15 protein-coding genes are annotated in these 25,180 nt (G+C 38.9%); 6 read left to right on the top strand and 9 right to left on the bottom strand.

All coding sequences use genetic code 11. The features are described 5' to 3' along the window. Nucleotides 1-13 precede the first annotated feature (13 nt). Complete coding sequence (locus tag PKC55_RS01930; protein WP_291128658.1) at nt 14-1,348, bottom strand: nucleoside hydrolase-like domain-containing protein; 1,335 nt, start codon at nt 1,346-1,348, stop codon at nt 14-16. A gap of 78 nt (nt 1,349-1,426) precedes the next feature. Between PKC55_RS01930 and PKC55_RS01935 the strand changes: the two genes are divergently transcribed. Then, nucleotides 1,427-2,281: a helix-turn-helix domain-containing protein gene (locus PKC55_RS01935; protein WP_291128657.1), complete on the top strand. Its 855-nt coding sequence runs from the start codon at nt 1,427-1,429 to the stop codon at nt 2,279-2,281. A 126-nt stretch (nt 2,282-2,407) separates the two neighbouring features. Here the strand turns inward: PKC55_RS01935 and mgtE are convergent, their stop codons facing one another. Further along, complete coding sequence (mgtE, locus tag PKC55_RS01940) at nt 2,408-3,790, bottom strand: magnesium transporter (RefSeq protein ID WP_135105037.1); 1,383 nt, start codon at nt 3,788-3,790, stop codon at nt 2,408-2,410. Nucleotides 3,791-4,230: 440 nt separating this feature from the next. Between mgtE and PKC55_RS01945 the strand changes: the two genes are divergently transcribed. Continuing rightward, nucleotides 4,231-5,979, top strand: coding sequence for a phospho-sugar mutase (locus PKC55_RS01945; protein WP_283686063.1), 1,749 nt, complete (start codon nt 4,231-4,233; stop codon nt 5,977-5,979). A 401-nt stretch (nt 5,980-6,380) separates the two neighbouring features. After that, entirely contained in the window at nt 6,381-7,055 is a 675-nt protein-coding gene (locus tag PKC55_RS01950; RefSeq protein WP_291128655.1) for a bacteriophage terminase small subunit, read from the top strand. Between the two features lie 92 nt (nt 7,056-7,147). Here the strand turns inward: PKC55_RS01950 and PKC55_RS01955 are convergent, their stop codons facing one another. Both PKC55_RS01955 and PKC55_RS01960 read right to left on the bottom strand, forming a co-directional pair. Then, entirely contained in the window at nt 7,148-7,498 is a 351-nt protein-coding gene (locus tag PKC55_RS01955; RefSeq protein ID WP_283686065.1) for a MerR family transcriptional regulator, read from the bottom strand. Nucleotides 7,499-7,505: 7 nt separating this feature from the next. Continuing rightward, on the bottom strand, nt 7,506-8,477 hold the full coding sequence (locus PKC55_RS01960; protein ID WP_252636758.1) for a M23 family metallopeptidase: 972 nt from the start codon (nt 8,475-8,477) through the stop codon (nt 7,506-7,508). Nucleotides 8,478-8,661: 184 nt separating this feature from the next. Between PKC55_RS01960 and alaS the strand changes: the two genes are divergently transcribed. The 3 genes from alaS (at nt 8,662) to PKC55_RS01975 (ending at nt 17,246) form a co-directional block, all read left to right on the top strand. Beyond that, entirely contained in the window at nt 8,662-11,280 is a 2,619-nt protein-coding gene (gene alaS, locus PKC55_RS01965) for an alanine--tRNA ligase (protein WP_291130495.1), read from the top strand. 390 nt (nt 11,281-11,670) lie between these two features. Beyond that, a complete protein-coding gene (gene porW / locus PKC55_RS01970; protein WP_291124290.1) occupies nt 11,671-15,273 on the top strand; it encodes a type IX secretion system periplasmic lipoprotein PorW/SprE in 3,603 nt (1,200 codons plus the stop codon). A 125-nt stretch (nt 15,274-15,398) separates the two neighbouring features. Continuing rightward, nucleotides 15,399-17,246: a DUF349 domain-containing protein gene (locus PKC55_RS01975; protein WP_228093837.1), complete on the top strand. Its 1,848-nt coding sequence runs from the start codon at nt 15,399-15,401 to the stop codon at nt 17,244-17,246. A 295-nt stretch (nt 17,247-17,541) separates the two neighbouring features. Here PKC55_RS01975 and PKC55_RS01980 read toward each other — a convergent pair whose 3' ends face one another. The 5 genes from PKC55_RS01980 to PKC55_RS02000 form a co-directional block, all read right to left on the bottom strand. Next, nucleotides 17,542-18,048, bottom strand: coding sequence for a hypothetical protein (locus tag PKC55_RS01980; RefSeq protein ID WP_291124293.1), 507 nt, complete (start codon nt 18,046-18,048; stop codon nt 17,542-17,544). A 743-nt stretch (nt 18,049-18,791) separates the two neighbouring features. Continuing rightward, nucleotides 18,792-20,198, bottom strand: coding sequence for an efflux transporter outer membrane subunit (locus tag PKC55_RS01985; RefSeq protein ID WP_135105067.1), 1,407 nt, complete (start codon nt 20,196-20,198; stop codon nt 18,792-18,794). A 2-nt stretch (nt 20,199-20,200) separates the two neighbouring features. Continuing rightward, the gene (locus PKC55_RS01990; RefSeq protein WP_324371624.1) at nt 20,201-23,371 is read right to left on the bottom strand and encodes an efflux RND transporter permease subunit; all 3,171 of its coding nucleotides are present in this window, start codon (nt 23,369-23,371) and stop codon (nt 20,201-20,203) included. Nucleotides 23,372-23,403: 32 nt separating this feature from the next. Next, nucleotides 23,404-24,522 carry an efflux RND transporter periplasmic adaptor subunit gene (locus tag PKC55_RS01995; protein ID WP_291124299.1) on the bottom strand — a complete coding sequence of 373 codons (1,119 nt, stop codon included), beginning with the start codon at nt 24,520-24,522 and terminating at the stop codon, nt 23,404-23,406. 13 nt (nt 24,523-24,535) lie between these two features. Next, the gene (locus PKC55_RS02000; protein ID WP_135105064.1) at nt 24,536-25,009 is read right to left on the bottom strand and encodes a MarR family winged helix-turn-helix transcriptional regulator; all 474 of its coding nucleotides are present in this window, start codon (nt 25,007-25,009) and stop codon (nt 24,536-24,538) included. Between the last annotated feature and the right edge of the window lie 171 nt (nt 25,010-25,180).

The following is a 25,180-nucleotide window of genomic DNA, read 5'->3' on the forward strand; positions in this document are numbered from 1 at the left end:
AAAGCCATATAGCTTAACGTACATTAATTACGATTCTTCTGTAAGCGGTTAAAGTAGGAGTTCCATTGTCAGTTAACTCGAGTATAACATGTATCGTCTTGCCCGACGCATCGGAAGGTATGGCTACTTTGCAGGAGTATGCGTTAGTATTTTCTATATTCACTGAACCTTTGTATGTACTAGGCTCGCTATATACGAACCATTTATAATCTAATCGATCGCCATCGGGATCTGTCGATTCCGAGGCATCAAAAATCAGATAATCTCCTGCTTTTGCATTTCTATAGATACATTTCAGTGAGTTATCTCCTTCTATCGTTGCTTTAGGGTGATGATTTACCTCAGAATAGTTGCTTGTCGTTGTCCACAGCATACGGGCTGCAAAATTATTCCAGATGTGTTCTTTCCATTTATTTATAGCTCCGATACCCTCTTTGCTGCTTCCATACATATAATAGGGATCGTATTGGGTTTCGTCTTTTCCACTTTTCTCAATGAAATCCATACCGCGTATCCCCATCTGCTTTTCTTTATAGAAACGTCCTCCCCAACCGCCATAGTCGATTTCTTCGGGTACATTCAATCCATTGGCGTACACATAAAAGAAAGAAGGAGAATCACCCTCAGGTGCCCAAATACGATTAGGATAATGACTTCCTAACGGTTTGCGGCTTTGAATGTTTTCCCTGATCCAATTGTCAGAAGGTCCCCAACCGTATACTTGCTTATTGCGGATGTATATAATATTTGGAAATTTTTTGGCTATCCATGCACCTGCATCATCTTGCCCCAGTATATCGTAAATCCGTATTTTATCGGCAAAGGCTTTGAACTCTTTTTTACTCCGTGTATGCTCCACTTTCCATAAAGCTTGTGCTATCGTGTTCATTCCACCCCAGGCGGCAAGCCATACGGGGCGATTGTCATCTCTTTTGTCAACGGCTTTGATAATGAGTTCTGACCCCGGCGAATCTTTCCCATCACCCACGCCGGCCATGTTGGAATATTCTTGTCCTCTTTTTATAATTGATAGAAGGTAATCTATCTCCGGATAGCCTTCCGCATGTATCTTTAAACGGGGTAAAACTTCACCGAAAGATTTGACAAGCTGCTTTATATAAGCGGTTTTATCCGGATCGTCTACCCATACCTGAGAACTGATCAGTCCTTCTATATTGATCATATTGGAGCATACCAACAAATGGATCATGGATTGGACGTCATCCGGATCGGTACCCCCAAGGTCTGTAGTAACAATTAATCTATGCTTATCGCTAGGATGAATCTGGGCTAAACAATATTCGCCTAATAGAAACAATGCTAAAGAGAAAAAGATTATTCTATTCATGGTATTTGGAGAAAATAATTTTAAACTGTAAATTTAATTTCTAGCTTTGGGTTGCACAAATTGATTTTTGCTTAAAACATGTCATATCCCGAGAAATTAAATACGTTTAATCAAAATAGAGAGAACTTTACTCCTTATGGTTTAACGTGTGAATTATGGACTCCCAGTTTGATGCCAAAACCAGACAGGCATAATGAAATAGAACTAAATTACTTCCCCTTAGGGAATATAACATATCTATTTCAAGACCGTAAAGTAATTGTCCCCTCCAAAAGGTTGGTGCTGTTTTGGGGACTTATTCCTCATCAAATCATAGGTTACGAAGGAGATAAACCCTACTATGTTTGTACAATACCTCTGACACAGTTTTTATTATGGAAATTTCCGCCGTCTTTCATAGATGAGATATTTAAAGGGAAAGTCTTTATTGAGACAAGAAGCCATTTCTCTATTCACGATGAGTTTATGATAAAGAACTGGTTAAGTGACATAAAGGAAAGCAATGGTGTTGAACTTATTTCTTTAGAAATGCATGCACGTTTACTCAGAATGTCAAATAATGTTAGTTCGCATGAGAAGAAATCTTCAAGTTTTATACCTGGGCTAAGTTTAATAGAGCGAATCGTTGTTTATATTTCTCAGAATTATTCTCAACCTCTTAATGTGTCGGAAATAGGAAAGGCTGTCGGACTGCATCCGGATTATGCTAATTCTATCTTTAAGAAGGTATTCGGTTGTACGTTGTATGAATATGTGATTCAAGAACGAATTGCCCATGCTCAAAGGAAACTTGTGTTGTCAGATCTAAGTATCACCGAAATTGCATTTGATTGTGGATTCAATTCGATTAGCCGCTTTAATGCAGCATTCTTAAAACTAACAGCATATAGACCGGTCGAATATAGGAAAAGGTACTCTAAGCTAAATATTTAATATAAATTATGCTCTAAGTCTTTTGCTTTATAAAACGGCTGGCTTAAGACTATCGTCTCTCTGTTATGTTGAGAGAAGAGATAAACTTAAGCCAGCTGCTTTTTTCTTTATAATATAATTAGTTTGTTAGAGTAGTTTTCCGCTTAAGAACATCGCTGCAATAGAGAAATAGATAATCAGTCCGGTAACATCTACCAGTGTTGCTACAAACGGAGCTGATGCAGTAGCGGGGTCTAATCCTATTTTTTTTAGCAGGAGGGGGATCATCGAACCGGAGAACGTTCCCCACAAAACAATGAATATGAGCGAAACGGATACACTCAAAGCAACCCATACCCAATATTCACCATAGTCGTATAAACCCAGTTCTTGCCATATAAATATTCGGGTAAAACCTATTACACCGAGGATAGAACCCAAAAGCAGACCTGATAAAATCTCTTTTCTCATCACATACCACCAGTTCTTCAGCTTTAGTTCGCCCAGAGCCAAAGCACGGATAATAAGACTGGCAGCCTGCGAGCCCGAGTTACCCCCGCTTGAAATGATCAGTGGAACAAACAAGGCCAACACTACGGCTTTCTCTATCTCTTCGTCAAAGTGCCCCATTGCTGATGCAGTGAGCATCTCCCCTAAAAAGAGGACAACTAGCCATCCGGCACGTTTTCTCACCATTTCAGTCAGAGAGGTTTTGGTATATGACAAGTCTAGTCCTTCTGTACCCCCAAACTTTTGGAAGTCTTCTGTGCTCTCTTCTTCTGCCACATCCATTACGTCGTCGATGGTAACAATTCCCAGCAGTGTGCCGTTGGTGTCGGTTACGGGTAAAGCTACACGGTCGTGGTCGGAGAATATTTTTACGGCAACTTCCTGGTCGTCGTATGCGTTAAGCGAGATAAGCCGATTGTCGCTAAGCTCGCCGATGGTCTGGTTAGCAGAAGCCAAAATTATTTCCTTGATGCGGATATCGGCGATAAGCTTCCAATTATCATCTACGATGTATATTACATTCAGTGTTTCGGAGTCTCGCCCGAACTTGCGGATATGGTTTATAGCCTGTTCTACTGTGTAGTATGGTCTTACTGCGACGTATTCGGGTGTCATCAGACGTCCGATACTATCTTTAGGGAAGCCCAGTAGTTTGGTGGTGATTTCTCTTTCTTCGTCCGATAGTATCTGCATCAGACGCTGGCTTACCTCACCCGGCAGTTCTTCAAAGAAGGCTGTACGGTCGTCCGGATCAAGATCATTAAGAAGAGATGTTACTACATTGATGTTAACAGCCAGTCCTTCGATTATATCTTCTTTTTCGTCGTGAGAAAGGCGTTTGAAAGTCTCCTTTGCCAATTCTTGAGGCAAGAGGCGGAATAAAATGATCTGATCAGACTTTGGTATGTCGGCAATGATTTCTGCTATCTGAACAGAATCGAGGTTGTTAAGTTCTTGTTTTACGATTTTCCAGCTTTTGTCTTCAATAAGCTGTTGGAGGCGGATTATTATTTCACTCATGATGCAATCTCCTTACTTTATCTCTGTAAGGAAATCACAATAAGACCCTTTACAGAGAGGTTAATACTTTAGTTTTGTTTCTGTAACTCGGATACGGGTCTTCGTCCATGATTCTTAATTTTTAGTGAATACTAGCCCAAATGAGTAGGGGGCGTTAAAACCGCTGCAAAAGTAATACATTCTTCGAGAACCGCCAAAAAGAACTTTTCTTAAATGGATGCAATACGGAGTGATTAGGTTTTATTATACTTTATTATGTTTTTAGTATTCACCTATTTAGTTTTGTGTGAATAATCAATAGGTTAAAGAATATGATTAGCGGGTGTATAGCAAAAGACTATATTTCTTATATCTTCTTGCCCCCTCAAAGCAAAAAATTGTTATTTTTGTTATTCGCATTTTTGTTTAGATCAATATAAAACTAAAATAAAGAAGAAAGCATGGAAAACAGTGAATTGCTGGCACAGGTAACAGCTAAAGCAAAAACATGGTTGTCGGAAAAATACGATGCCGATACACGAAAAGAAGTTCAGGCATTGTTGGATCAAGAAGATAAAACTGAGCTTATAGAATCTTTTTACAAAGATCTTGAATTTGGAACAGGAGGTCTTCGCGGAATTATGGGTGTGGGTACCAACCGCGTGAATATATATACAATCGGAGGTGCAACACAAGGGCTGGCTAATTATCTATTGAAGGAGTTTTCTTCATTAAAAGAAATAAAAGTAGTGATCGGCCACGATTGTCGTAACAATAGCCGTTTGTATGCCGAAATTTCGGCAGATATTTTTGCTGCAAACGGAATCAAGGCATATCTGTTCGAAGACTTACGACCTACTCCCGAAATTTCGTATGCTATCCGCAAGCTAGGCTGTCAGAGTGGTATAATGATTACAGCATCTCACAACCCGAAAGTATATAACGGTTATAAGGTATACTGGGAAGACGGTGCTCAGGTTATCCCTCCGCATGATAAGAGCATTATCGCTGAGGTGAACAGAGTGAAAGTGGATCAGATCAAATTTAAAGGCGGTGATAAAAAGCTGATTGAAATACTAGGCAAGGATATGGACAATGCCTATATACAGGACTTGAAAACATTGCTTCTTTCTCCCGATTCGATCAAGCGTCATGCAAATATCGGTATTGTTTATACGCCTCTGCATGGTACCGGATTTACAATTATCCCTAAAGCACTAAAAGAATGCGGGTTTACCAATATTATCAACGTACCCGAACAGGATGTGTTGAGTGGCGATTTTCCTACAGTGATATCTCCAAACCCTGAAGATCCTGCCGCTATGGCATTGGCCGTGAAAAAAGCAGAAGAAACAAATGCCGAGTTGGTATTTGCTACCGACCCTGATGCTGACCGTTTTGGTGCAGGTATTCGCAATGATAAAGGAGAATTTATCTTGCTCAACGGTAACCAAACAATGCTTATCCTTATCTATTATATAATCACACGCCGTAAGGAATTGGGATTGCTCTCAAAGAAAGACTATACAGTACGTACAATCGTTACCAGTGCTTTGACTCAAGTTGTATCTGAGAAGAATGGCGTGGAGATGTTTGAGTGCTACACCGGCTTTAAATGGATAGCTGCTGTAATGCGTGAGCTGGAAGGTAAGCGTAATTATATAGGTGGGGGCGAAGAAAGTTACGGATTCTTGGCCGAAGACTTTGTGCGTGATAAGGATTCTGTTTCTGCTGCCATCTTGTTTGGTGAAATCGCCGCATGGGCAAAAGATAATGGAAAAACATTGTACGAAATGCTTCAGGACATCTATGTGGAATATGGTTTCTCTAAAGAGAAAGGTATTTCGGTAACGAAAGAAGGTAGGAGCGGTGCTGAAGAAATAGAAGCGATGATGAAGAATTTCAGAGAAAATCCGATCAAAGAAATAGCCGGCTCGAAAGTGATATTGATCAAAGACTTTGTGACATTGAAGGCACAAGATTTTAGCATCAATGAAGAATATACTCTCGAGATGCCTACAACTTCGAACGTACTTCAATACTTTACACAGGATAAAACGAAAGTTTCAATCCGTCCTTCGGGAACAGAACCGAAGATAAAATTCTATATTGAAGTACAGGATAAGCTGAAATCACGTGAAGAATACGATGCCGTGAACGCTGCTACTGAAAAGAAAATAGAACAAGTATGTAAAGATTTGGGTATATAAGAATTGCCCGAAGAATGAATATAAAGCACCTCTAAGTCTATCAATCAGACTTGGAGGTGCATTTTCTTATATGCGTATGTAGAAGCAATTCCTTGTCGTTGCCCGGATATAAATGGGCAGGAACAAGCCAGCCCCTACTTCCAAAACACAATTTATTATACTGAATAATACGAACGATCTCGTATGAAAGATTTTAACATAGAATAGCAAGAACCCTGTTTTCCTTTCAAAATTCCCCTTTATCATTTTTGTCCAATTTTATCTATTATAGTAATCAATCATAATTATTGTCTTATAGTCTTTTGTTATGGTGAGGCTACGAAGTATCCCGACTCTTTAAAGACTCGGGATGATAAAAAGGCGATAATAAATTTATTCCTAGCACTTAATTTATAATAGATATGGCAAAGTACACAGAGCGATTGGTAGAAAGGATAATTTCTTTTATCGAAGAAGATACATATAGTATTTCGGAAATATGTAATGCATTGAATATAAATCGAAAAACATTCTATGAATGGCGGAGAACAAAACCCGAGTTTAACGAGGCTGTTGAAAGAGCGATGGAATGTCGAGACGACAAACTCTTGATGGTGGCACGCAATTCGCTGAAGAAGAAGCTGGAAGGCTATACCCTCACCGAAACCCGTACTGTGTATGTACCCGATAAGAGCAATCCTGAAAAGTTAGTCTTAAAATCACGTACTGTCAGGCAAAAGGAATATGCTCCGGATACCCATGCCATAAAACTGGTATTGTTGCAAAATGAAGCCAAAGAAGAGAAAGAGGCAGAGTATAAGCAAGAACCTGCTTTAACAATCGTGGTGCGCGATTCTACCACAGCAGAGAGTCTAAATCTTTTGCGTGAGAATCTTAGAAATAGTCATTCGGTAGAACAAAAGAAAAAGGAGGAAGCAGTTGCAGACGATCAGGCAATTAAACCGTCCGATAAACCCTTAGCAATAAAGGAAGTTGATACGGAGGTAGAGACTCAGCCAAAGAAAAAATCAAAACACGTTACCATTCCCAATCTGAACACAGGACCGTTGCCTCCCGGATATCGTTACAGAGGGTGACAACTGAAAAAGGGTGATATGTGTTACTTTTGTTACTTTTTATAGAAATAGTTGGAGGTATAAGACAAAGCGAGGTCAAAATATAGGTTATCTCAATCAATAGAGTCGTCAAACTCCCGTTCCATATCCATCAACTCTTTTTTTATTTGTTCCAGTTTTTGAATAACCTGAATTTTGCGGGCTTCTTCGTCTTTTTTCTGTCTTAGGGTCTGGCGTGCACCTTCGAGGGTAAGACCTTTTTCTCTTACTAAATGATAAACGATGGCAATGTTTTCGATATCGGCTTTTGTGTACTGGCGTGTACCTCCTTCCGTTTTCCTTGGTCTGATGATGTCAAACTCACCTTCCCAAAAACGGAGCAGCGATTCGTTCACTTTAAAGTGCGAAGCAACTTCTCTCAGCGAGTAGTACAGGCGGTTACTATTTTCGAAATCGATTTTCATAGCAGCATCAATCCATTACCTGTCCGTGGTTGGCAGCAATTTGTAACATCTTATCATACTCAGCAGGAGAGAGATCCATAAAGTAGTATTTGGCCGGATTGTCGGGCTGACCTTTTACATGTACCTCGTAGTGTAAGTGCGGACCTGTCGATTTTCCGGTGTTGCCCACTTCTCCGATCAGCTCGCCACGGGTAACCTTTTGTCCCGGGCGTACTTTGTATTCGTTGAGGTGAGCATATAACGTTTCATAGCCATAACCATGACTGATCATAATACATTTACCATATCCCTGCTTCCAGCCTACCTCTATTATTGTACCATCGCCGGTCGCATACACGGGTGTTCCTATATTTGCGGCAAAGTCCATTCCTGCGTGGAAGCGAGCTGTACCATAAATAGGGTCGATGCGTGTGCCGTATCCCGAGGCTACTTGTTTCAGGTATCTGTCGGGTACAGGTTGTATGCTTGGTATATGTTTCAGACGATCTTTTTGGCTTTTGGCAAGACTGAGCACTTCATCAAACGAGTTAGACTGTATATAGATTTGCTTTTCGATGAAGTCCATCTTCTTTGTAGTTTGGATAATCAAATCGGGGCTTTTCAACTCCATCAGGTAATCGTACCTTCCGATACCTCCAACTCCCGAACTTCGGATAGAGGAGGGGATAGGGTCTGCATGGAATATTGCCCTGTAGAGATTGTCGTCTCGTTGCTGTATGTCTCCGATTACGTTTATGACTTCGTCCATCCGCTTAGACAAGACTTCGTACTGCGCACGGATCAGTTCATCCTCTTTCTTCTGGGCTTTATCCCAAGGCGTATCGAAGAAATAGGTAACTGCTATCAGACCGACTATACCAACTACAATACCCGATATCAGGTGACGGAAAACCACAATTATCCTATCTTTGCGGCTAGGATAAATTCTGTCATATGTGAGTGTTTGCGGATTGTATCTATAATATACTTTTCGCTTCATTTTATGGTTCCTGTCATTTTTATTTTCGCGAGTTCGACAAAAGTAAAGTTTTTGCGCTATTTTTGCAAATTGATTATAATAAAGAAACAGAAATTAATGTGGCAACATGAAAATGTGAAAATTAGCAAACAGTTAGGAGTGTATCCGATGTCTGCTAATTTGCTAATTTACTAATTTTAAAAATATGATGACTTCTAAAGAAATTCGCGAATCGTTTAAATCCTTCTTTGCATCTAAAGAGCACAAAATTGTACCATCGGCACCGATGGTGATCAAGGGTGACCCTACACTGATGTTTACTAATGCGGGTATGAACCAGTTTAAAGATGTTATTCTGGGTAATGCGCCAATCAAGTATGCACGTGTAGCCGATTCTCAAAAATGCCTTCGAGTAAGTGGGAAGCATAACGATTTGGAAGAGGTAGGGCACGATACTTACCATCACACGATGTTCGAAATGCTTGGAAACTGGTCTTTTGGAGACTATTTCAAAAAAGAGGCGATCGAATGGGCGTGGGAATATCTGACAGAAGTTTTGGCATTAGATAAAAACCGTCTCTATGTTACTGTTTTCGAAGGCAGCCCTTCCGAAGGCTTGTCTCGTGACGATGAAGCAGCAGCCTATTGGGAAAAGTATTTGCCGGTAGACCGGATTATCAATGGCAACAAGAAAGATAACTTTTGGGAAATGGGCGACACAGGTCCTTGTGGCCCCTGCTCCGAAATACATATAGATTTGCGTTCGGATGAAGAACGTGCGAAAGTTGACGGGCTGACTTTGGTGAATCAGAGTGACCCTCAGGTTGTAGAAATCTGGAATCTCGTGTTTATGCAATACAACCGTAAAGCCGACAAGTCGCTTGATCCGCTTCCTGCTAAAGTGATCGACACAGGGATGGGATTCGAACGTTTGTGTATGGCTGTTCAAGGGAAGACATCGAACTATGATACAGATGTATTCCAGACTATAATAAAGGCTCTTGGCGCGTTGGCTAACACTACATACGGTGACGATGCGAAGAAAGATATTGCGATGCGTGTGATAGCCGATCATGTGCGTACTATCGCATTTTCTATAACAGACGGGCAGTTGCCATCGAATGCCAAAGCGGGGTATGTGATTCGCCGTATTCTTCGTCGTGCCGTTCGTTATGGATATACGTTCCTTGATCAGCACAAGTCGTTTATGTATAAGCTGCTTCCTGCATTGATAGAAACAATGGGAGATGCTTATCCTGAGCTTATCCAACAGCAGACGCTGATTGAAAAAGTAATGAAGGAAGAAGAAGAGTCTTTCTTGCGTACATTAGAGACAGGGATAAAATTATTAGATAAGCAAATAGCTGATACAAAAGCAAAAGGATTGACAGTGCTAAGCGGTATTGAAGCCTTTACTTTATATGATACATACGGATTTCCTCTCGACCTTACAGAGCTGATTCTGAAAGAGAATGACATGTCTGTAGATGAAGCCGGCTTTAAGGCAGAGATGCAAAAACAAAAAGACCGTGCCCGCAATGCCGCGGCAGTAGAAACAGAAGACTGGGTAACATTGAAAGACGGTGATACAGAGTTTGTAGGTTATGACTTCACTGAATGTGAAACCGAAATATTGCGTTACCGTAAGGTAAAACAAAAGAATAGCGAGTTCTATCAGATTGTACTGAGTCGCACTCCATTCTATGCAGAAATGGGAGGACAGGTAGGTGATAGTGGTTGGCTGGCAACCGATGACGAAACAATCGAAATATCGGATACTAAGCGTGAAAATAATCTGGCAGTACATTTGTCTAATAAGCTTCCTCAAGATCTGACAGCTACATTTGTAGCCCGTATCAATCTGAAGAACCGTACTGCAACAGAGTGCAACCATACTGCAACGCACTTGTTGCATGAAGGACTGCGTGAAATACTGGGTAATCACGTAGAACAAAAGGGGTCGTATGTTTCTCCGTCTGTTCTTCGCTTCGACTTCTCTCATTTCCAAAAGTTGACAGACAAGGAGATTCGTGAAGTAGAACGTTATGTGACATCTAAGATCAGAGAGAACATCATCCGTGAGGAAATGCGTCATGTACCTATTGCCGAAGCGAAAGAAATGGGTGCAATGGCTCTATTTGGCGAAAAGTATGGTGAAGATGTGCGTGTAATACGCTTTGGCGATTCAGTAGAACTTTGTGGAGGTACTCATATATCTTCTACAGGGCGTATCGGTTCGTTCCGTATTATCAACGAGAGCTCGATTGCTGCCGGTATCCGCCGTATAGAAGCAATTACGGCTGAGGCTTGCGAAGACTACTTTTATGCTCAACAAGATATATTGACAGAGGTGAAATCCCTGTTTAACAATACACCAAATCTGACTCAGGCTCTTCGTAAATTCTTTGAGGAAAATGCCGAAATGAAGAAGACCGTTGAAGAGTATGTAAAGGAAAAGACAGTTCAGATCAAAGATGCTCTGATCAAGAAAAAGCAGGTTATAAATGGTATTGACTTCTATGTATTGAATGGCCCATTTCCGGGTGAAGTTGTAAAGGATATCGCTTTCCAGATAAAAGGACAATTTGCCGAAAATACAGCTTTTGTAGGAGCTACCGAATACGAAGGAAAACCATTACTTACTGTGATGCTAAGTGACGACCTCGTAAAAGATCATGGGTTAAATGCATCCCAACTTGTACGTGATGCCGCTAAGCAGATTCAAGGTGGAGGTGGAGGTCAACCTCACTTTGCTACAGCCGGTGGTAAAAATACCGAAGGTTTGACAAAGGCTTTGAACGAAATAATAGAAAAGATAAAATAAGGAAATATCCTTTATTCTAATATAGAAAGAGCCGAAAGTTAAATTTTGGCTCTTTTTGTTTCTATTTATCTAAAATCTTATATCTTCGTGGAAATCCTAATACCATAAATGAATATGAGAAAAGCAATGTTAATTGTATCTGCTGCACTTTTCCTTGTGCTGGTACTGGTTTATATATGTACACGTTAAGTTTGTATAGCTGAAAGCTTATTTTTTAGCTCTTGGTAACCATTCTTTGGGGCTTGACTATATCTGTTTCATATTAGATAGTATATGATTAAATCCGGATATTGATAATTGAAGACTTGCACAAAAGCGATGATAGGATATAAAACAATAAAATGCTTATTTTTGTGTTTTATATATGATTAATCAGCTGTTGGTTTATACGTGTCACAAAATAATCTAGTACGTACACTATACATAGGATTTGGTGTATTGTTTATCTTCCTTATCACATCGTCATGTTCTAATAAGAAGAACACCGCCTTGACACGTTTTTACCATTCGGTGAATACACGCTATAATATACACTACAATGCTGATATAGCGTACAAAGAGGCTCTCGAAGCAAAAGAGAAGGGGAGGGAAGACAATCTTTCGCAATTGGTCTATATTTTCCCAAAAAGTACTGACTCACTTGGTGCATCATCGGGGAATTTTACAACCACTATAGACAAGACAACTAAAGCAATCAAACTACATTCGATAACCGCAAGACCCAAACGTGATCCCGATAGGCGAAACGATTCCGAATATCAGGCGTGGCTTCGTCAAAAAGAATATACTCCGTTTATGGATCAGGTATGGTTGTTGCTGGCGAAAGCTGAATTTCAGGACGGGAACTATTTGCAGGCTGTCAGTACGTTCCTGTATATAACCAAGATATACAGTACCAATCCCGAGATTGTAGCTGAGTGTCAGTTGTGGATAGCACGTGCATATACTGAAATGGGATGGATGTATGAAGCCGGAGATATCTTACATAAAATAGAGATAGCAGGAGGAGCCCCCGAAAAGCATAAAGGTTTTTATGCATTGGTGAAAGCCAATTATCTGGTTTGTAATAATGAGTATGATGCTGCCATACCTCAATTGGAGATAGCCATAAAGAACGAACATAACAAGCATCAAAAGACCCGCATGAAATATCTTTTGGGACAGCTTTATGCTCAGCTGGGAGACAAAGCGAAAGCAGATAAGGCGTTCGCGTCCGTTAAGGGTATGAGTACACCTTATAAGTATACATTCAATGCACAACTCAGACAAATAGAGCTGGATGACTCTCCGGCAAAGACAAAGGCTCTATCCATACTGTCGGGTATGTCTAAGAAATCACGTAACAAAGAATATCTCGATCAGATATATACTACTTTGGGAGATATATATCTTGAGAAAACAGATACCTTGAAGGCTATTGAAAGCTATAAAAAAGGAGTGAAAGAGAGTACCCGTAATGGATACGACAAGGCAATTGCTCAGATAAAACTCGGAGACCTATATTTTCTTAAGCGCAAATTTGTCTTGGCTCAACCTTGTTACTCAGAAGCTTTGCCTCAATTGAATAAATCTCATCACGATTATCCAAAAGTAGCTTTAAGGTCGAGTGTACTAGATGAACTGGTTGTACATGTTAAAGTAGTAGAAGAACAAGATAGTTTGCAATATATAGCTCAACTTCCCGAAGAGGAACGTTTTCGCATTATCAATGAAAAAATAGAAGATCTTAAAAAAGAAGAAGCAAAAAGACAAAAAGAAGAAGATACCCAAAGGCGGATCGAAGAACGACAGGAGCGCATATCGTCTTGGGATGATATAAATGAACAACTGTTTGACCAATCAAATAAGACTCCGGTAGCCCCCCCTGTTATTACACAGCAAGGTGCAGCTACATTCTATTTCTATAACGAACAAGCAGTAAATCAGGGTAAGATAGTATTTCAACAACAATGGGGAAATCGTAAGCTGGAAGATGATTGGCGCAGACGTAATAAGCGCTCTACAGCGATTTTTGATGAGGTAGATGCCGCGCAAGAAACCGATTCTCTGAATACAGAAGTGCATCGGATAAAGGAGCTTCAAGCTCAGAATGAAGAACTCAACAAACCAAAGAATGCCGTTGATGACGTATACTCCGTTGAGTATTATTTGCAACAATTACCTCTGACTCCCGAAGCTATTACAGAATCAAATGTCCTTATCGAGGATGCCTTGTATAAGATGGGGCTGATATATAAAGATAAGTTGCAAGATATGGATTTGGCTATCGATGCCTTTAATACAAATATACACCGCTTCCCTAATACGCCTAACCTGGAAGAAATTTACTATCAACTGTTCCTTATTTATATGCGTTTGGGAGATAATAATATGATGGCTACATACCGATCTAAACTGATGAATGAGTTTGCATCGGGTAAGTACGCCGGGCCTGTTTCTCAACCCGACTATGAATGGAATTTCCGAAACATGGCTAGCTTGCAGGATTCGCTCTACAACGAAGCTTATAAAGCATACCAACATGCAGATGTGGAAACTGTAAGGCGCAATTATACAGCGATGAATACCAAGTATCCGTTTACTGACTTGATGTCTAATTTTACTTTACTGAATGCATTGACTTATGCCCAAGAACGTGATGCGGGCAATCTGGAAGCGAACTTGACGGATTTAGTGAAGAAGTATCCGAAGTCTGATATTACTCCTTTGGCCGGCGAAATACTCGAACGCCTGAAAAGTGGGAAAATATTACTCTCGGATGGTTCTCCCGTCACCGGATTCGACTGGAGTAAGGCGTATCAGGGTGCTGATTCTTTGCTTGCTTCTAAAGGAAAAACGTTGCAATACTCCGACACGTTGGATGTGCCTTATGTGTTGATGCTGATGTTTAAACCAAAGACGATAGACCGAAACGAATTACTCTATCAGGTGGCTGATTATAACTTTACCAATTATGTTATTCAGACATTCGACCTGAGCTTCGATACAGATTCGCCGTATGAGGTATTGCATATGAAAGGATTTAATTCTTTTGCTGCAATAAGATCATATCTCTCAAAAGCATACAGCAAAGAAGGGCTCATACAGCACCTCGATACGGCAATTCTTGTAGTGCCGATATCAACAGATAATTATATCAATGTGCTTCCTCGTCTTGGCTTAGAGCAATACATGGCATACTTTAGAGAGCATTATGCAGAACAATTCCCTCAGTTGATAGCTTCATGGAGTGGTGATAAGTATATGGAATCTACCCAGCCTGTAGAAATAGCAGAAGCTGTTGAGGTTAAAGAGGAGAGTAAAGTTAAAGAGCTTGAAGAACCGGTAAAAGAACCTGTAATTATACCACAAAGACCTGTCGTGCCTGAAAAGCCTGTACAAAAACAACCTGAAACGAAAGTAAATGATAAACAGATAACAGGGGATGACTTGTTGTCGAAAGATCAATTACAAAAAGCCGGAGAAATAAATAACGTTATAGATGATATATCTAATGTTGTCAGCAATCCTGTTGATGGTATTAAGAGTTTGTTTGACCGATACAAGAATCGGGAAAAACTGACAAAAGAAGAAAAGCAAGCGCTGAAGGAAGATGAGAAGTTGCGTAAAGAACAAGAAAAACAAGAAAAGGCAATAGAAAGAATCCGCTTAGATTCTATAAACAAAGTAGAGAAAGCCCGAACAGACTCGATAGCGAATGTAGAAAAAGCACTCGAAGATTCCATTAAGACTGCGAATAAGCAGGCTGAGGAACAAAAACGACTGGAAGAGAAGCAAAAAGAAGATGCAGCCAAAGCTGCTGTGAAGGCTCGTGAAGATGTCCGTAAGCAGAAAGAGGCAGATCGTAAGCAAAAGGAACGTGAACAGAAAGAACGCTTGCGTCAGCGGGAAAAAGAACGGAAGGAAAAAGAGAAGGTTAAAGAACAGGAACGCAAACAAAAAGAGCGTGAAGCGGAAGAAAGAAGAAAGCAGCGTTTGAAAGAAAAAAGATGAAAAATGAGCTTTTGGCATCAAAAACTAAAAAAGGTGTGCTCAGATAGTTGAAATAACAAAAAAAAATCATTAATTTGCCTTATGAATTACTAGAGGCTATGCCTTTCATCCTAAAAACTAACTATATGAACGAGAACCTAAATCCTGAATTGCCAGAAAATAATCTACCAGAGGAAGTTACAAACCAATCTGTTGAAGAGGAAGCGAAAGAGCAATCGGAAACATCTACAGAGACTTCGGTGGCAAAGCAAGTATCTTTGACCAAAGATGAGATAATTGAAAAATTAAAAAACTTGACCGCACAAACTGAAATTCCTTCGAGAGCTGAAGTAGAGTCGCTTAAGCAAGCTTTTTATAAGTTGCGTTCTGCTGCTATAGAAGAGCAAAAGGCCGAATTTATTGAAGCCGGAAACGATGCCGAAGCATTTGTTCCTGCACCTGATCCGAGTGAGGATGTGCTGAAAACTTTCTTGAGTGAATTAAAAGAAAAACGTGCAAGCCAGGCAGCAGCCGAAGAAAATCTTAAAGAAGAAAATTATAATAAAAAACTTCAGATAATAGAGTCAATTAAGAACTTGACCGAAAGTTCTGATGACTTCAATAAGCTGTATAAAGAGTTTAAAGACTTACAGCAGGGATGGAATGATGTAACCTCGGTTCCTCAGTCGAAAGAGAAAGAATTGTGGAAATCTTATCAAATATATACAGAGAAGTTTTATGATCTGATAAAGATCAACAATGAATTTCGTGATTATGATTTCAAGAAGAATCTTGAACTCAAAAATGCGATTTGCGAGTCGGTAGAAAAACTGATAGATGATACTGATTCGGTTTCAGCTTTTCATCAGTTACAGAATTTCCATCAGCAATGGCGCGAGATAGGTCCTGTTGCCAGAGAACTGAGAGAAGAAATTTGGACTCGATTTAAGAATGCTTCTACAGCTATAAATAAAAAATATCAGACTCATTTCGAGTCACTCAAAGGTAGGGAAGAAGAAAATCTGGTTGAAAAGACTGCAATTTGTGAAGCCTTGAAAAACATAGATTATTCTACTTTGACTTCTTTCAAAGAATGGGATGAAAAGAGCAAGGAAGTGATAGAGCTTCAGGCTAAGTGGAAGACAATCGGTTTTGTCCCTAAAAAAGTAAATAATCAGATATTTGAAGAGTTCCGTTCGTTGTGCGATGCATTTTTCGAAAAGAAGAGTGAATTTTTTAAGGGTGTGAGAGGCGAAATGGACGAAAATCTGGACAAGAAACGTGCATTGACAGAACAAGCAAAAGCCCTAAAAGACAGTACTGACTGGAAATCTACAACAGATAAGTTGATTGCTATACAGAAAGAGTGGAAGACTATAGGGCCTGTGCCTCGCAAATATTCGGATGCTATATGGAAAGAATTTGTAACGGCTTGCGATTATTTCTTCGAACAAAAGAAGAAGAATGAGTCTTCTCAGAAGAGCGAAGAATTGGACAACCTGGCTGCTAAAAAAGAAATAATAGAGAAGATCAAAAATGTTGATCAGTCTTTGGATTCATCTGAACTTATCGCTAAGGTGCGTGAGTTAGCAGACGAATGGCATAAGATCGGTTTTGTTCCATTCAAAGAAAAGGATAAAATTTATAAAGAATTCCATCAGGCTGTTGATGCTCATTATGATCGTCTTAAAGTAGATAAGACAGAACGTCGCTTCGAATCCTTCAAGTCGAATATAAAAGACATCTCGAAACAGGATAACCCTAAGAGAGCTTTGTACAGAGAGCGTGATCATTTGATGCATCAGTACAATAAAGTGAAATCAGATCTTCAGACTTATGAAAACAACATGAACTTCCTGTCTATTTCGTCTAAAGGGGCAAGCGGACTGTTGAAGGATGTAAATAATAAGATTGAAAAGCTGAAAGAAGAAATGGAGTTGCTTGTTAAGAAAATAGAGGCTCTTGATGAGAACTTGAATGAATTGGAAAAGTAGAATTTATTGAAAATACATATAGAAGAAAGGTTGTCTAATATGGGCAACCTTTTTTGTTTTGACAGTGTTCACAATATGTTCGAATGTATTGCTCGAAGTTTTACAATTAATGAAAAAATAACTCTATACAATCAGACTTCATCGATATTGAATGAAATATTAGCAAAGAAATTCTAAAGCATATATATTCTGTGTAAAATATAATTTTTATTTGTACCTCTTCCTTTTTAAATTCCGAAACAAAAAAAATTACTGTAAAGTTTATCACTATATATAATTAACTTGTTAGGATGGCCTATTTGATAATGGGGAAATAAACAGGTCTGAATTCGGAAAAACACCCTATCAACTCATTATAATTTGTTGCCAAGACCCAACCTGTATTCTTAAAATGCAAAAAAATACTTCTTTCTACCATAAACTTATCCGAAAATACTAATTCATTGTTTTTGAAAAAAAATATTCTACTATTAAAATCCGTTGTTTCTGCAATATTATTATTTATTCTCTCAAATACAAAATTGTTTTTGACTCTCTCTATCGTTTTATTATTTCGACACTCTAATATTGTCCATTTTTTAATATTATCAGGTAAAAAAGTAACATCTTGAACGCTAGTATAAATAATAATTTTATTCTTCCCTAGAGAAAAATCTATTGTATCAATAGGATTATAGAGACTGTCAGCCAAGAATTTATATTGAACATAAGGTTTATGAATAATAATTGGCTTAAAGCACAGATAAACATAGCCTATACAAACCAAGCAGCAAAGAATCAATACAAGAATGCTTTTCTTCATAGCAAAATTTATTTTTTACAATTTCCATTAATTATAATCATTTCACCTTTAATTGGTTGCAAAAGTCTTTATTCTTTTACTGAACTAACCGAACGGATTGCTGGCAATCAGAACCAGATATAGTTGATTTTTTATTCAAAACGCCTAAGAATCATCAAGCTTAAAGAAATTTAAAATCAATCAATTAATTTATGTTGTTTATTTGTATTAAATCTTACTTTGTCCAAAACCAAATAAGCAAGACCAAAGCAATTAAGGTTATTAAAAATAAGTTTAGTAGCTTATGTAGATCATTATCTTGTCTCATCTTTCATTTATTTCATTTGGCTATAGCGAATACACTATACAGCAAAAATCTCTTTTTACCTAAAAAAATAATAAGTACAATTTTCAGTGATTGCCATCCGGTTTCGTATACATTAGATAATAATTTCAGGAATTTTCAGATAGTTCAGTTCACATAAATTGATTTAATAAAATCCTTAACTATAAAACAAAAGATACAAGAATGATCCTTTCACTCCTGTATTTTTCAACTATTCCTTTTTATATAATTATGAGCTTTATTTGTCTTCAACTTTGCTCTATGTCGTTCTTCAGGAGGCAAGTTACAATAAAAAAATAGGACAGCCAAATCTTAAATAAAAATATTTTTTAGTTAAATTGATAAAATGTCAGCCTAAAAAAATAAGGATATTCATCACGAATATCCTTATTAAATATTTGGTATGTTTCAGATTGTATTACTCTACACCTCCTCCAAGCGCCCTGTATAAATTAACAGTTGCCTGAAGCTGTTCGAGCTTGTCATTTACCTGGCCAAGTTGAGCTTGCAACAGATTTTGCTCTGCGTTTAGCACCTCTGTATAATTCGCCTCTCCGGCTTTCAGCAAAACTTTAGTATCATCCACCGCAGTAAAGAGGGCTTCCACTTGCTTGGCTCTATCTTCGTTTTTACGTAACGATGATTCGTAAGTATACATTATATCAGAAACTTCTTGTCCTGCTTTTAAGACTGTTTGTTCAAATGTTAACAGTGCTTCTTCCTGTTGAGCTTTAGCCACTTTATATTGTCCTCTCAACTGATTTCCTGCAAAAATAGGTTGAGTTAAGCCTCCTACTATATTAGCTAATATATTGGCTGGTTGAAAAAACTGAGACAATGTATTAGAAGCATAACCTATTGTTGACGTACCCAATGTTAATGAAGGATACAAAGATCGCTGAGCAACATTCCTCATTTCAAATGCATATCTGAATCCCATTTCAGCTTGAATTACATCTGGACGCTTCGCCAACATTTGTGCTGGTATGCCATATTGCAAATGAGAAGGAACAGGTTGATCTTTGATAGCAGTTCTATATACCGGACCTGGCTTGCGACCAACAAGAACAGAAAGAGAATTCTCTAATTTTCTTATTTGGCTCTCAAGTGTAGGCACGCTAACTTGCGTATTATACAATAATGCTTCACTCTGTTTAACACCTGCACGGTTGAGCAATCCAGCCTGCATCATATCGGTCATAGTAGCCGTAGATTCTTTAAGCAAACCTATGGTCTCTTTCGTAATCTTTAGTTGCTCGTCTAAAGCCAATAGGGAATAATAAGTAGTTGCGATATTGGCAACCAATGAAGTTTGTATCAAGTTACGATAAGCATGAGTACTAACCAAATTAGCGTACTGAGCTCTCGACTTGCTACTAAGTTTTCCCCAAAGATCGGCTTCCCATTGTACGGCAAAACCCAATCCAAACTGAGTGCCGGTTTCATATCCTAATACTCTCTCTTTTCCGTTTTTAATACTTCCTCGTGTGTGCGTCACCTGACCGGCTAAAGCTATAGTTGGGAAATACGCAGATTTAGCAACCACCAGACCTGCTTCAGCTTGTTGGATTCTGGTATAAGCTATTCTCATATCAAAGTTATTAGCCAATCCTTCATCAATAAGAGCCTGAAGGGCAGGATCTGTAAAATATTCCCTCCACGGGATATTTGCAATCGTAGTAGTATCTGTGGGATTTTCTCCCCTAAACATATCTTGCGAGTCTATTTCAGGAGCTTTATAGTTACTTACTATTCCGCAGGAGGTGAATCCCATTGAGAGTATTACTCCCAACAGAACCACACCTTTTATATATTTTCTCTTCATTGTTATTGGTTTTTATTAATAAACTCATCATTAGAGTTAATCATACCCGATTTACTTATCTTATCCTGTATTGTCTGGAATATAATATATAGGGAAGGAATAACCAGTACCCCAAGCATAGTCCCAATAAACATACCCCCTACAGCACTAATACCGATCGATCTGTTACCTATGGCCCCTGCTCCTGATGCAAACATCAGTGGTAATATACCTGCAATGAAAGCAAAGGAAGTCATCAAGATCGGGCGAAGACGTGCTACAGCTCCGTTTACGGCAGCTTCCACAATACTCATACCTTGCTGACGTCGCTGTAATGCATATTCCACAATAAGGATAGCATTCTTTGCCAGCAACCCGATTAACATAATCATCGATATTTGGACGTATATGTTATTTACAATTCCTCGCGAAAGACCGAATATCATCAAGAATATAAATACTCCGGCAAGACCCACCGGCAAAGAGAATAACACGGCCAATGGTATAATGTAACTCTCGTACAAGGCTGACAGCAATAAATAAACGAATATCAAACAAATGCCAAATATTAATATTGTTTGGCTTCCACTACCAGCCTCCTCTCGAGTCATACCTGAATATTCGAAAGTATATCCATCAGGGAAAATAGTCTTATCTTGAGACCATTCTTCCAATAGACGTAATACGTCACCGGTACTCTTTCCGTCAATTAGGTTAGGTATAACGGTCAAGTCGATAGATGAATACATATTGAATCGGCTCAATGTTGGAGGAGCAACAATATCTTCTACATGAAGAAATTCTGTAATTGGAGCCATCTCTCCGGATTTTGTCTTCACAAACAAACCACTCAAATCATCCCATTTTCTTCTATATTCAGGAGATGCTTGCAGTACCACCCTAAATTGTTTTCCATACAAGTTGAACGTTGAAGCATATGAACTTCCTACATAAGCCTGCAATGATCCCATTACTTCACTAAGAGTAAGACCGGCAGCTTTTATTTTTGGCAAATCGGCCGATATCTCTTTCTGAGGGAAAGCAGGGTTAAAGTTAGTCATGGCCATAAGGACAACATCATTTCTAGCCCGCAGTTTTTGAAGGATATTTTGAGCAACATCATTAAATTTGTTGATATCACCTCCCGTACGGTCTTGCAATTGCATCTCAACGCCTGCTCCCAAACCAAAACCTTGAAGGGTTGGAGTGGCCACAAAGAAGAAAGTAGCGCCCTTTATCTTGCTTGTCTTTTCTTTGAGGATAGCAGACACTTCGTTTGTTGACAATTTACGGTCATTCCAAGGTTCCATTTTCACTACTAGGGTACCATAAGAACTGTTCATACCAGCCATAAAGTTAACCCCTGTAATGTTTGTAACACTCTTTACACCTTCTATATCATGAGCTATTTTAACAACCTCGCTAACAACAGAATCTGTTCTCTCTAAAGAAGATCCCGGAGGTAATGTTACAAAGGCAAGAACACCACCACTATCCTCATTAGGCACAAAACCTGTAGGTAACAGCTTCATCAATCCGAATAAAACAACTGACGATACGATGATTATAGCTACTGTAATCCAACGATGTCCTTTTCTTCCAAGGAAGTGAAGACTCTTCTTGTACTTTTGAGTCGCACTGTTGAAAGTCATATTAAAGTAATAATAGAAGCGTTGGATGAAACTTTTGCTCTTATGCTCCTCATCATGTGGCTTCAAAAAGAGAGCACACAAAGCAGGACTTAACGTCAATGCATTGATCGCCGAAATAAGAATTGCAATAGAAAGAGTTAGCCCGAACTGCTTAAAGAATATACCTGAAGTCCCTCCAATAAAGCTGACCGGAATAAACACCGCCGACATTACAAGTGTAATAGATATAATGGCAGGTGCAATTTCTTTCAAGGCAGTCATCGTAGCTACTTTCGGATCTTTTTCTCCGGCATCGAGCTGCGCATGTACCGCCTCGACGACGACAATGGCATCATCTACCACAATACCGATAGCTAACACGAGAGCAAACAGTGTCAATAGATTTATAGAGAACCCAAACACCTGTAAGAAAAAGAATGTACCGATAATGGCAACAGGAACAGCTATAGCCGGAATAAGAGTAGATCTTATATCCTGCAAGAATACAAACACGACTATAAACACCAATATAAAGGCTTCAATCAACGTATGGATTACTTTCTCTATAGATGCATCCAAAAACTCACTGGAGTCCATTATATAATTGATCTTAACTCCCGAAGGCAATGTTTTTTCAGCATCATTCAATACAGCCTTAACATTCTTAATAACCTCCTGTGCATTTGATCCTGCAGTCTGGTTGATCATTATAAATACAGACTGATTTTTGTCTGTTTCTGAAACAACGCTATAGCTCAACGAACCCAGCTCAACTTTAGCAATATCCTTCAATCTCAAAATTTGTCCGTCTTGAGAGCGTAGTATGATATTACCAAATTCTTCTTCGGTTTTCAGTTTTCCTGTATATCTCATGGTATATTGGAACGACTGATCACTATTTTGCCCCAATTCACCCGGTGCTGCTTCTATATTTTGATCTACTAATGCTGCTGAAACCTCTTGTATAGAAATCTTATATGCAGCCATTACGTCAGGCTTTAACCAAACACGCATCGAGTAGTCCCTTGCGCCAAACACACTGGCATTACCAACACCATATACACGCTTTATCTGAGGTAAGATATTAATGTTAGCATAATTCTGAAGGAATTGACCATCATAATCAGGGTTATTTGTGCTCAAAGTCAAACCTAATAGTGTACTATTCTGCTGTTTTGATACAATTACCCCTAGCTGAGTCACCTCTTGCGGAAGCAACGGTGTAGCACGTGCAGCTAGATTTTGTACGTTTACAGATGCAATGTCCGGATTAACTCCTTGCTTAAAGAGTATCTTAATGGTAGCCGTACCATTACTGGCTGACGATGTCATATATGTCATCCCTTCCACACCGTTTATCTGTTCTTCGAGGGGAATAACCACACTATTCAATACCACATCCGCATTTGCACCCGGATAGGTAGCCTGAACCTGTACTGTCGGAGGTGCAATATCCGGATATTGTTCTATTGGCAACGTTGCCAACCCAATAATACCTAATACTACAATGATGACAGAAATAACAGTAGAAAGCACAGGTCTTTCTATAAATGTCTTTAACATTATTTCCTTATTTTATTTATTAAATAAATTATCTATTTCTTGACAATAATTCTAGCACTGTCAGACAATGTTGCAATACCGTCTACTACAACTCGGTCGTTAGGCGCAAGCCCGCTTGTAACAACGTATCTTTTGCCATCAGGCGTAGCAGCAACATCTATAAGAGTTTGAACAGCTATAGAATCACTAACAACTTTATAAATGAGCAATTTATTTTGTTTGGTCAATGTAGCTGCCTGCGGTACAACAAGAGCCTTTTCAATGTGTTTAGGAATCAAAAGATTTCCGCTGAAACCACTACGCAAAAGACCTTCAGAATTAGTAAATTCAGCTCTTAGGTTTACAGAGCCGGTAGTTACATTCACCTGACCTGATATCGTTTTAATAACTCCTTTTTCCGGATACATTGTTCCATCAGCCATTCTCAGCGATACCTTAGGCAGATTTTTTATCTTTTCAGCCTGATTTTTTCCCGGCAAGTTAGCTAACAAGGAAACAAGATCTTTTTCATTCAATGAGAAATAAGCAAACACACTTCCTATGCTCGAAACTGTAGTTAAAACATTTGAGTTATTAACCAAGCTTCCCTGACGAAAGGCGATGGTTCCAACAACTCCATCAACAGGGCTTGTCACATTTGTCCAGCCTAATGTTGCATTAGCATTTGCCAAAGTAGCCTCAGCCTGGTTCTTTGTTGCCAGAGCCACATTGTATGCATTTTGATAAGTTGCCAACTGTGTTGTACTAACAATGCCTTTGTCCGCCAATGGTTTAATTCTGTCTACATTCAGTTTCGCTGTTTGTAACTGAGCTTCGGCACTAGCTACTGCAGCCTTCGCTGTTGTTACAGCCTGGATAGCTGAAGGCGAGTTAATCTTAAACAATGCTTGCCCTTTTCTTACTACAGACCCCTCGTCTATATAAATAGCATCAATAAATCCATCTATACGCGGTCTGATCTCAATATCTTCCTGGCCTTTGATAGTAACCGGATATACAGACTCCAGCTCTACACTTTCTTCACTTAGCACGGCTGTTTTATATTCTTGCGGTGCCGTATTAGTCTGCGCAAAAGGATTGGCTCCTCCACCACAAGATGATGTTATAACCATTAGAGCCATTGCTCCAAAAACAATCTGTCTTAAATTCATACCTAATCAATATTTAATTACCTGTTGTTACTTTATTAAATCGTTCTATTTCTTGTAAAAGAATCTGTAATTGAGTTTTCAGTGCCTCACAATCAATATTCTCAAATAATAAGCTTTGCCCTTCCCTTACTTTAGCAATAGCTCTTTCGAAGAGTTCCGAGCCTGATTTGGTCACTTCCACAATCCGGGCTCTGGTATCTGTTGCGCTTTCCCTTCTACTTATAAGGCCTTTCTTTTGAAGATTTCTTAATATAGTAGAAGTAGTCATAGGATCAATGCCTGTCTCTTGCGACAGAATAATTTGTGTAGCTTCAGTATTTTCTCTCGACATATGATAGATCGCTCCAAGCAACTCCAATTGTGACCCTGTTAGACCAAATTCACCTAACAGGCGGAGCTTCCCTCTCTGCCAATATTTAGAAACTTTCCAAATTAAATAACCTATATCATCATTGGAATCTTCTAACTTATTACAATTTCCCACCATTCAATAGTTTTTATATTTCGGGACAAAAGTAATAAGCACACTTATTATAAGCGCACAATGCGACCAAATTAATTTACAATATTAACGTTTTTTAAAAAATAAATAACATTCATTTACAAAAAAAATGCCTTTTCGCTATTATAATTTACGAAAAGGCGCTCCCAGTAAGAG

This window comes from Dysgonomonas sp. (assembly GCF_035323175.1).
Taxonomy (GTDB): domain Bacteria; phylum Bacteroidota; class Bacteroidia; order Bacteroidales; family Dysgonomonadaceae; genus Dysgonomonas.